Below are 10,294 nucleotides of genomic sequence, written 5' to 3'. Positions count from 1 at the left end.
ATATTAATGGGGCATTCCAATTCCAACGATATGTTAATTCATCTTTGCGAGGCTGTGGCTTCACCATAATTTTCTCACCACTCTTTTTGTCGTAACGAACCACGTTACCATATTGCCATTCGCTATATACAATATTTGGATTTGTTGGGTCAACGCGAGACCAGAATCCATCACCAAATACAGTCACGTACCATTCGCCGGATGTTACTCCAAATTCAGATGTATTACGAACAGGGCCCCCTTGAGTTGCGTTGTCCTGAGTTCCACCATATATATTGTAGAACGGTGCTTCGTTATCAACTGTGACACGGTAGTATTGGGTCACAGGCAAGTTGCTTATCTGGCGCCAGGCTTTACCGTCATCATAAGTAATATATACGCCGCCATCGCCACCAATCATGTAGTGTTTATTGTCGGTTGGATCAATCCAAAGTGCATGGTCATCAACATGACGATCTTTAGTACTTAATTTAGTCCAGGTTTTTCCTCCATCTTTGGTGACATGAGAGAAGGTTTCTACTGAATAGACTTTATCAAATTCAACCGGATCACAGAAAATTTCATTATAGTACTGTCCACTTGAGTGATGATCGCTCATTTTATTCCATGATTCGCCACGATCGGTTGTGCGGAAGAAACCGCCCGATTTATTGGCCGCTTCAACGATCAGATATAAAACATCGGGATTTTGCGGTGAGATAGCTATTCCCATACCACCAATATGTTCTGAAGGCAATCCTTTCATAATTTTTCGCCAGTTCTTACCCGCATCTGTTGACTTATAAACGGCCGATTCCGGTCCACCACCAATTTTGGTGTGAACATGGCGTCGACGCTGCTCAGAAGTGGCATAAAGAATATCTGGGTTACGAGGATCACAAATGATATTATTGATACCTGTGTTTTCACTAACGTTAAGTACTTTAATCCAGTTCTCGCCACCGTCGGTTGTTTTGTATAAACCACGATCACCACCTGGTCCCCACGCTGAACCTTCAGCAGCAACATAAACCACATCCGAATTACGTGGATCAATCAGAATCATACCAATCTGGCGTGATTCTTTCAAGCCCATGTTTTTCCATGATTTACCACCGTCAACAGTTTTATAAACACCATCTCCATAGCCTAAGGCACGCTGGTGGTTGTTTTCACCGGTACCCGCCCATACAACGTTACTGTTATTTGGATCCATTGCCAGGCAGCCCATTGAATAAGCGCCATATTTGTCAAACACAGGTTCGAAGGTGATACCTTTGTTAGTTGTTTTCCAGATGTTACCACTGGCAACCGCTACGTAAAATTCGGAATGGTTGTTTGGATTGACAGCAAAATCAGCAATTCGTCCTGAAGTAAAAGCTGGACCAATACCGCGTAGTTTTAAACCGGAAACCAGTTCACTGTTTATCGGTTTCTTGTCTTTTTCTGAATCTTTGTCTTTTTTCTTTTGGGCAAAAGTTGTTGCATTACCTAATAATAATGCACCCACCAATAGGATAGAGGTGAGTTTTCCTAAGGAACGATTTATCATTATTCTATAATTTGGGAGTGAATATTTAAATGATAAAATCGAAGATAGCACAATAATGCAATCTGTACCATTATTTTCAATGAAGAATGTATGACAGAATGAAATTATTGAATAAGCAAAACAGGTTATTATTTACCCATATCCGTATCCATAGCCATAACCGTAACCATACCCTTGTCCATATCCCAGACGGTTACTCTTGACTTTTATGTCGTTAACCACAATCTTAAATGAGTGGATGTCCTTTGAATTCAGGTCTGTAAATAGGCTTTTTGTCAAGTGACGTCGTGAACTATTATGGCGAACAACAAAAAGGTGTTGATCAGCATACGGTAATAATGAAATCGCATCAGCAACCCGTCCTATTGGCGGTGTATCCATTATTACATAGTCAAATTGTTCAAGTAGCTGGTTGATAAGGTTTTTTATTTTTGCCTCGCGAGTTAATAATTCAGAGGCATTTAGCGGCTTTGCACCCGAGCTAATGTAGCAGAGGTTCGTTTGTGGACTCTTAGTAATAAGCTCAGAAATGTTATCGTTAATTCCGCTTAAAAATTCAGTTAAACCGACAGTTGTATTTTGATTGTTTAGGTATTGTTCGATTTTAGGCTGTCGGAGATCGAAATTAAGCAGTACTACCTTTTTATCCATTTGGGCAAAGGATGCAGCCAAATTAATCGATGTAAATGTTTTTCCTTCACTCATATTGCCGGAGGTAATTAAGAATACCTGTTTTTCTTTCTTTTCGCCCGTCAGGTGATTGATGTTTGTTCTGAGAGAACGGAACGATTCAGCAACCAGTGAATTAGGTCGTGATTGCACAACGAAGGGTTCTTGTCGTTGATTATGAATGATATGACCGATAATAGGGTTGTTTGTGATATCCTTAATATCCTCATTGCTCTGAACTTTATCGTTGAAAACCAGTAATAGCCAAATGATGCCCATTGCCATTAATAAACCGATTAAAACTGTTTTTTGATAGACTCTTGAAGGAGGAGTACTTACCAATTTAGCCTGGTCTTTTTTTGCAAGATCCAGGATTTCATGCGATGGCATGGTTGAGGCTTTGGCAATTTGCATCTCAGAGCGCTTGGTTAGTAACAGAGTATATAGTGTTTCGTTGATAGCATGACGCCTTTGTATTGAAACAATTTTCTGTTCATGATGAGGTAATTCAATAAGACTTTCTTGACTGTACCTAACTTTTCTCTCAATGTCGTCGATTTCATTCTGGATGGTGGTCTTTGAACTCTTAAGAATTTCAAGAATAGTCTTTTTTAGGTTCTTAACTTCAGTTTTATTGTGAGCCAATTGTGGAATGTCCTTTTTTGTTCTGCTTTCAATGTTTTCAATTTCCAGGTAGGATGCAAATAATTGATTCATCAATGAAGAAAGATGTGGATTTTCTATTCTCATTGAAGTTGGCGGAAGCATATCCTCAATTGAGGAATTCTCATGTAAATATTTTTCCAAATAGTCATAGTATCTTATCTGAAGGTTTAGTTCTGATAGTTGTGTCTGAAAACTATTTAGTTGATTGTAAATCGATGTTTTTTGAACATCTAATTCTATACCACCGTTATTGTCGATTACATTTTGTATGGATGATTCAGTATAACTTAATGAATCATGAACCTGTGATAACTGGTTGTTGATAAAGTCAATTGTCAGCTCTTTTGCTTTGTTTTTACCTTCAACTTCTTTACTGAGAAAAGCTGAGGTTAATTGATTCAGAAAAGTGGTTCCCAAGGCAATATTGCTGGTTTTGAACGAGATATTCAGTATCGATGAATTAGGTGTTTCTTCAATAGCAAAATTCTGAAATTGCTGGACACAGTCGTGCTTCGATTTAAATTCAAAATATATGTTTGTATTAGCAGTTGTTTTGTTTAATGGTTTAATTGCAAAGGCACAATAATCAGTTATAAAATAGGATGAGATAGAAATGATTGTATCAAGTTCTATCGTTGTCCATTTGTTAATAAACTCTTCTTTTGAATAACTGTATAAGGCTGCATTTTCTTTATTGGCCTTCAAATGAATGGTACTGTCATTAATAAAATCAAGTGTAAAAACAGTATTGATTGGTTGAGGATGCTCCTTTATATATTCGATTTTAAATGCTGATGAAGGGTAATTCAGTATGTTATTACCATAGGTATCCTCCTGGAAAATTCTTAATTCAAATCCAAGGTTATCGATCGTGTTTTTAATGAATTCGTAAGATTTAAGAATACCTTTCTGGTTGGCAATTTGTTTTTTTGATTGATTGAATTCACTTAACCCAAGTATACTGTTTGGATCGGCGCTTTCATCATCGAGTATTAAAATTTTTGTCGATACCAGGTACTCAGGCAGTGTTGTTGCATTAATATAGAATGCAACAGCAAATGAAATCAACAGTGATATAACAATAAGAGGCCAATGTTTTAAGCCTCTTATTATAAGTCTGATATAATGATCAAAATTTGCCTGAGTAGCTTTATTCGGCTCCATGTTATTCAGTTATGGCATATATTGAAAGCGCAATAGAAATAATACCAGCCATTAAAGCATAAGGAAATTTCTCGAAAGCATATGATTTCGATTGTCTTGGTTTTACATAAACTACATCATCAGGTAATAAAAACAGGTATTCGGATTCTAGAATTTTACTATCTGTTAAGTCAAGTGTTTTAACTATGCTTCCATTAGGACTTTTTCGAACAAGCGTTACGGCATCAGCTTCTGCAAATTCCTTTAACCCACCAGCCATACTAATAGCTTGTAAGATGGTGATTTGTTCTCTGTCGATAGTGAAACTTCCCGGGCTATTAACTTCACCGATAATAGAGATGCGAAAGTTGACCAGTTTTATTTGAACAGTTACATCATCAAAATACTCTTCAACAGCTTCCTGTATGGCATCCTGAGCTTCTTCAATTGTCAGGCCTTTAACCATAACTTTGTCGACAAAAGAATATTGAACATATCCTTCCTCATCAACTTTATATGAATTGAGGTAGATGTACGAGTCATTCATCAGTTCAGGGAAATCTGAACGGAAGTATTTTGAGGTTTTTACATCTGCACTGTAGACTTTTAAATACAGGTTGTCGCCGTAATTAATTTTATATGCATCTCTTTCCGAATTAACAAACTCCTGGCTATAATCAGGAATTGATAAAGGTTGTATAAGTTCTGACTTTTTAAGACTTATGCATGAGCTTGATACTAGAGCAAAGCAAGCAATAATTATTGTTGGTAACTTGGTAGCTTGTAGTTTTCTTTTCATAGAATTACGATTTATCTTATTTTCTTTAGTGCTTCTGTCATTTCTATTTTTTCTCCATTCAGGTAGGCAACCGGAAATGATATTGTTTTTCCGATTAGTTTCCATTTTTCAATTGCCAGACTGTAAGATGGGCCAATAACTATCTGATATTTAAACCAGCCTTCTTCTTCCTTAATGCGTATTTGATCAAAGCCGGTGTTTAGTTTTTCTTTTTCTTCGTAACTAAGTGGTTTTCTGCTGGCAGCCAATTGGATGACAAACGTAAGTTCAGGTTCCATTGGCTTATGGAGTTCGATGTGCTTTACAGTTTCCCATAGACTAAGTCTTTCTATACCCCTATAGGCTACTAAAAAAGAATTTTTGTTTGGGAAATTGTTTATTGCTGATCGTGCATTTAAATAATCTGTACCTGCTGGTATCTGGTATTTATGCCAATTGTTTTCTTTTATTATTCGTAATTGATTATGGTCGATTGTCAAATTAGTTAGTTCAACATCTGTTAAAGGACTGCGGCTGGCAGCTAACTGAATATAAAACTCGACAGAATCGGATGCATTCTGTATTTCCGATTGAAGTTCAGTTTTTTGGTTGGCAACCTTGACTTGGACTAATTGTTGATTAGATAATTCTCCGTTGGGTTGGTTATTATCTGGTACATTAACTTCTTTGTTCAAAGCCGATAATTGTTTGTTTGTGTCGGCTGTTTCCTGGTTGGCGTATTTATTCCAGGCTTGAGCAAGTGAGGTTTTGGTAAATTCAAAATCAAACTCATAAAAGAACTTGTCATCGCCATTGTACTCCTTAAATATTTTTGGTTTGACCACTAAAGTATCGTGTGTGTTGCTGGCGCCTGTCTTATTGAGCTTTATTTTTGCAGAAGTTGCTCTAACGTTGAATGTATCAGTGTAGTTGGTAAAAGGACTGTACCCTTTAATTACTGTTGTAATTGAATCCTGATTTTGTGTTTGCTGTGTTAGGTCAATTGAATCTTTACTGGCACTGGATAGCGAATCTGTTTTGATTATTGGTTTGATTTCAAGGTGTTTATGCCTGAGAGTATCTTTAGTAACAAAGATAGTGTCATCAAAAATTAAAACATCCTTTTTCTTGCTTTCCGACTGTGTATTAGCTATTTGGCATATGATGCCTATATAGCCACACAACGCAATTATTCGTAAAATCATAATATAGCTGTTTCCCAACGGAGACTATGTACGGAAATGTTCCAAATAAGTTTCAATTGAAGAAAATAGACTAAAAAGGTCGAATATTTGAAATTTTTTAATAAAAATACTATAGAAATAGTTGATATACTACAAATATAGTACTATACTTGTAGTATATCAATTTAGCTTACAATCAAATCATTTGATGAAAGAATTAGAGGTTTTAAGTTTTAAACATACGAGATGAAACAACTCACAAAAGCAGAAGAAGAAGTGATGCAAATCCTTTGGACATTAGGAGAAGGTGTTATTAAGGATATTTTGAATGGGTTTACGAATAAACAACCAGCATATAATACAGTCGCTACAGTTCTGAAAGTTTTGAAAAATAAAGAAGTGGTTGACTACAAGAAGATAGGGAATGTTTATGTGTATTTTCCATTAATTAGTAAGGAAGAGTACTCTTCATTTCAGATGAAGCACTTATTGAAGAATTACTTTGAGGGAAGTTTTGCTCGTTTGGCTGCATTTTTTGCCAAGGATAATGATATGTCGATTGAAGATTTGGAGGAGTTATTGAAAGAGGCAGAAAACAAAAAGTCAAAATAAACACCATGGAATTAATAACTTATCTTTTAAGGTCAATTCTGATTTTAATTTTGTTTCTGATAATCTATCAATTGCTGTTAAGAAATGATGCCCATTTTAAAGCGATACGTTTTTTTCTGCTTTTAGGATTAATAGCAGCTTTGTTTCTTCCCTTAGCCGAAATAAATTATACTGTTGTGGTCGAGACTTTTGAGAGTGGTAGTGTTGTTAATGCAATAACACCTGCTTATGGGCCTGTTCTTGCATCAGACGTTGAAGAGACAAAATCGTTTAATTGGAATGAAGCTATTGGGACAGCGTATTTGTTCATAACTTTTTTGTTTGTGATTCGCTTTTTAATAATGCTATCTAAGATGCTTATTTTGGTCAGAGGATCACAAAAGGTAGTATATAATGGAGTTGTGGTTTGGGTTAATTCCAATGTAGAAATACCCTTTACTTTTGGTAACCGGATATTTGTTAAAAACAAACAATACCTGACATCTGGGAATGATGAAATTCTGAATCATGAGCGTATTCATCTTGTTCAACAACATTGGATTGATGTCATTTTAAGTGAGTTATTTATTGTATTTCATTGGTTTAATCCATTTGCATGGCAGTACGCACGATTGATTAAGCAGAATCTGGAGTTTTTGGCTGATCGTGGAGTACTTGAAAGTGGTTTCAACTACGAAAAATATATTGAAACAATTATTTGTGAAACAATGGGAGCGGAAGTATCAGTGCTAGCCAATCACTTCCGATTCTCCCAAAATAAACGACGATTAAAAATGATGAAAAACGACAAAAAATCCAAATGGCGACTACTTAAGTTGTTATTGGTACTGCCAATACTTGGTGGTTTGCTTTGGGCTTTTAGTGAGCCGGTTTATAACTATCAATCTGTCTCTGATGAAATAAACGACACATTCATTCAGGATAAAAATGAAACTTTTATTGTAAAAGGTTACGTTTTTAGTCAGATTGATACACAAATGATTCGTAATCTGGATACAGGTATGTATGAGATGAAAGTAGTTGGCTCCCCATTGCCAGGGACCAGTATTGTTATTAATAGGACTACCCGTGGGTGTGTCGCAGACATTAAGGGGGAGTTTGAGCTTGAGGTTGCAATAGGAGATGAAATTGTATTTTCATTTGTTGGCTTTGAGACTCAGGTTGTGAAGGTGAAAAACAAGAATAGTATCGAGGTTGTGTTAAGAAAAACAGTTTACGAACTAAAACCGACATTAAATACAAAGCATGTTACAGAGAAAAGTACAGTAGCTCCTAAAACTAAAACGACGGATAATAAGGAAATCTTTTACATTGTTGAGGAAATGCCGAAATATAAATATGGTATGGATTCATATTTTTGGAAATTGGGACAACTGGTTGATAAGGCAAAATCGAAAGAGGATTTATCAGGTAAAGTGAAGGTTAAATTTATTATTAATTCCAAAGGTAATTTACAGGAGATTGAGGCAATTAGCAGAGGCGGAGAAACCGAAGCAAAATATGCTATTGATATTGTTTCTGAACTGAATGAGTGGAAACCTGGAAAACAACGAGGTAAACCCGTTGCATGTTTTTTCACAGTGGGAGTTGATTTTAAGTGATCCTCAATACGACTTGCGTCGCATCAATAAGTAGGTAATTATTAAATTATAATGAATTAAGAGGCAGTGTAAAAGTAAACTCACTGCCTTTTTTTAATTCACTCTTTACACAAATCTGGCCTCCATGTTTTTCGATAAATTCCTTGCATAAAACGAGACCTAGACCAGTCCCTTGTTCATGGTTTGTGCCAGGAGTTGTATGGTTGTTATCTATGGCAAATAAGTGATTTAGTAAAGAAGGTTCAATTCCTGTACCGTAATCTTTAAAAGTAAATGTTTGATTTTTAGCATCTGTTTGATGTGAGATCTCAATTTTATTATTTGAGTAACTGTACTTTATAGCATTAGATAGTAGGTTGCGGATAATAGACCCTAGCATATTTCTATCAGCATAAACCAATGTGTGATTTGGAACTGAATTTATTATTCCTATATGTTTTTGTTTAGCCAGTGATTGCAAGCTTTCTATCTCTTGATGAATAATTGAATTTACTTCAAAGAACTCAGGTATGAAGTCCATTTTTCCAGATTGCGATCGCGCCCATTCCAGTAAATTAGTCAATAAATCCATCGCCTGATGAGATGATTTTTGGATGATGTTGGCAATTTTCTCCGTTTTTTCAATGTCATTAACTTCACTGACGAGTATATCACTTAATCCAACAATACTATTAAACGGACTTTTGAGATCGTGGGCAATGATCGAGAAGAACTTATCCTTAGTGACATTGAGCTCCTTTAAGCGGGCTTCGTTTTCTTTAAGGGCTTTTTGAGCTTCCATTCGTTCAGTAATATCATTTGCGAAAAATGATGCACCAATAACTTCATCTTGAAGGCACATAGGGTTCATTGATACTTCCACATAAATTATTTTAGTACCAACATCTATTTCATCGACAAAGGAAAAACGTTCATTATTTAACGCTCTATCATAACGAGCTTTCCAAATTGGTTTTAGAGGAGGAGGTAATGAATTCAGTATATTGACGCCTTTATTCAGCATTACACCAAAACTATTGTAGAATTCATTTCTAAATACAGAATTTGTAAAAAGTATTTCATACTTATTGTTAATTGCCCATATGCTCTCTAAAGTATTTTCCATTATGGCAAGCATATTTGCATTCTTCTCTCTTAATGCCTCAGCAGACTTTTTTTGTTCCGTAATTTCATGGCTTAATGCTGTAACGCCAGTAACTTGATTGTTTACAATAACGGGATTTAAATAAACTTTGTAAAAGCGTTTTTCTCCTTCGTGTTCGTTTGTGAATTCGAAGTTAATACGATGTCCACTCATAGCTTCATCGTATTTTTCTTTCCAGAAATTATATAGTTCGGGTGTTGCTTTAAGAATGTACAATGCATTTAAGCCTGCTTTGAGCTCAATACCAAATGACTTAAAATATTCTTTCTTAAAAAAATCATTAAAGATGGAGTAGCAATAATCAGAATCTATTGACCAAATTGATGCATCCTGATTGTTAATAAGTGAATTTAAATTGGCTGTTGTTAGGTCTCTGTTAAGTTGATTAGATTGACATTCTTTGATTTCACGGCGTAGCCTTTGGCATTCATCAATTAAATCTTGATATGTCAATTCTTTTTTCCCCATCAGTATCTATTCAATTTTCATCATGTAATGTGTCAGAAGTGAAACACCACGAAAGAAAATACCTACATGTATTAGAATTGTCCTATGTATTTAACAATACTAATCGAGAAAGGTTATAAAAACAGGGAGAAAATTCTGATTACTTTTGTTTGTATGCTGTTTTAAGATTTTTAAGAATAGTAAACCCTCGATCAACATCTTCATCATTTACTATAATTGTAAATTCGTTAGTTGTTGAGATAACCTCCTTAATGTTAACGCCTTCCCAGGCAATAGCTTTAAGGATATGGTAATAGAAACCAGTTACCTGTACGTTTGCTGCAGGCAATTTTAAAGTAATTGCAGAAAGTTCACTTTGCTTAAGTAAACAGTCTTCACTGGCAAAGTATTTTTCAACCAGCCCTTCATAAGCAGAGCTGACAACCAGGTTTGATTCAAAAACTCCCCGTACCAAGGTGTAAAAAACGTCCTGATGATTGCTGATTTCATGCATTACCT

At 35.5% G+C, this 10,294-nt stretch carries 8 protein-coding genes; 2 read left to right on the top strand and 6 right to left on the bottom strand.

What is annotated here, in order from left to right; all coding sequences use genetic code 11:
• The 4 genes from AC4MRQ_RS22830 to AC4MRQ_RS22815 form a co-directional block, all read right to left on the bottom strand.
• On the bottom strand, window positions 1–1,531 hold a 1,531-nt coding region (locus tag AC4MRQ_RS22830; RefSeq protein ID WP_491200043.1), incomplete at its 3' end, for a WD40/YVTN/BNR-like repeat-containing protein.
• A gap of 132 nt (window positions 1,532–1,663) precedes the next feature.
• On the bottom strand, window positions 1,664–4,030 hold the full coding sequence (locus tag AC4MRQ_RS22825) for a polysaccharide biosynthesis tyrosine autokinase (RefSeq protein WP_491200042.1): 2,367 nt from the start codon (window positions 4,028–4,030) through the stop codon (window positions 1,664–1,666).
• A 1-nt stretch (window position 4,031) separates the two neighbouring features.
• Window positions 4,032–4,808, bottom strand: a complete 777-nt coding sequence (locus AC4MRQ_RS22820; protein ID WP_491200041.1) for a polysaccharide biosynthesis/export family protein — start codon at window positions 4,806–4,808, stop codon at window positions 4,032–4,034.
• 11 nt (window positions 4,809–4,819) lie between these two features.
• The gene (locus AC4MRQ_RS22815; RefSeq protein WP_491200040.1) at window positions 4,820–5,992 is read right to left on the bottom strand and encodes a hypothetical protein; all 1,173 of its coding nucleotides are present in this window, start codon (window positions 5,990–5,992) and stop codon (window positions 4,820–4,822) included.
• A gap of 225 nt (window positions 5,993–6,217) precedes the next feature.
• Here AC4MRQ_RS22815 and AC4MRQ_RS22810 point away from each other — a divergent pair, with 225 nt between their 5' ends.
• Entirely contained in the window at window positions 6,218–6,583 is a 366-nt protein-coding gene (locus AC4MRQ_RS22810; protein ID WP_491200039.1) for a BlaI/MecI/CopY family transcriptional regulator, read from the top strand.
• A 5-nt stretch (window positions 6,584–6,588) separates the two neighbouring features.
• On the top strand, window positions 6,589–8,184 hold the full coding sequence (locus tag AC4MRQ_RS22805) for a M56 family metallopeptidase (protein WP_491200038.1): 1,596 nt from the start codon (window positions 6,589–6,591) through the stop codon (window positions 8,182–8,184).
• Window positions 8,185–8,230: 46 nt separating this feature from the next.
• On the opposite strand, the gene AC4MRQ_RS22800 is transcribed toward AC4MRQ_RS22805, so the two are convergent.
• Both AC4MRQ_RS22800 and AC4MRQ_RS22795 read right to left on the bottom strand, forming a co-directional pair.
• The gene (locus AC4MRQ_RS22800) at window positions 8,231–9,796 is read right to left on the bottom strand and encodes a sensor histidine kinase (protein WP_491200037.1); all 1,566 of its coding nucleotides are present in this window, start codon (window positions 9,794–9,796) and stop codon (window positions 8,231–8,233) included.
• 139 nt (window positions 9,797–9,935) lie between these two features.
• On the bottom strand, window positions 9,936–10,294 hold a 359-nt coding region (locus AC4MRQ_RS22795), incomplete at its 5' end, for a hypothetical protein (protein ID WP_491200036.1).

The organism is Carboxylicivirga sp. (genome assembly GCF_982718395.1).
The sequence above is the reverse complement of the archived record's forward strand: the minus strand, read 5'-3'. Positions and strand labels throughout refer to the sequence as shown.

Bases quoted from the DNA above. Each gene is read 5' to 3' on its own strand.
- AC4MRQ_RS22815 (WP_491200040.1), bottom strand. From the start codon at position 5,992: ATGATTTTACGAATAATTGCGTTGTGTGGCTATATAGGCATCATATGC.
- AC4MRQ_RS22820 (WP_491200041.1), bottom strand. From the start codon at position 4,808: ATGAAAAGAAAACTACAAGCTACCAAGTTACCAACAATAATTATTGCT.
- AC4MRQ_RS22805 (WP_491200038.1), top strand. From the start codon at position 6,589: ATGGAATTAATAACTTATCTTTTAAGGTCAATTCTGATTTTAATTTTG.
- AC4MRQ_RS22825 (WP_491200042.1), bottom strand. From the start codon at position 4,030: ATGGAGCCGAATAAAGCTACTCAGGCAAATTTTGATCATTATATCAGA.
- AC4MRQ_RS22810 (WP_491200039.1), top strand. From the start codon at position 6,218: ATGAAACAACTCACAAAAGCAGAAGAAGAAGTGATGCAAATCCTTTGG.
- AC4MRQ_RS22800 (WP_491200037.1), bottom strand. From the start codon at position 9,796: ATGGGGAAAAAAGAATTGACATATCAAGATTTAATTGATGAATGCCAA.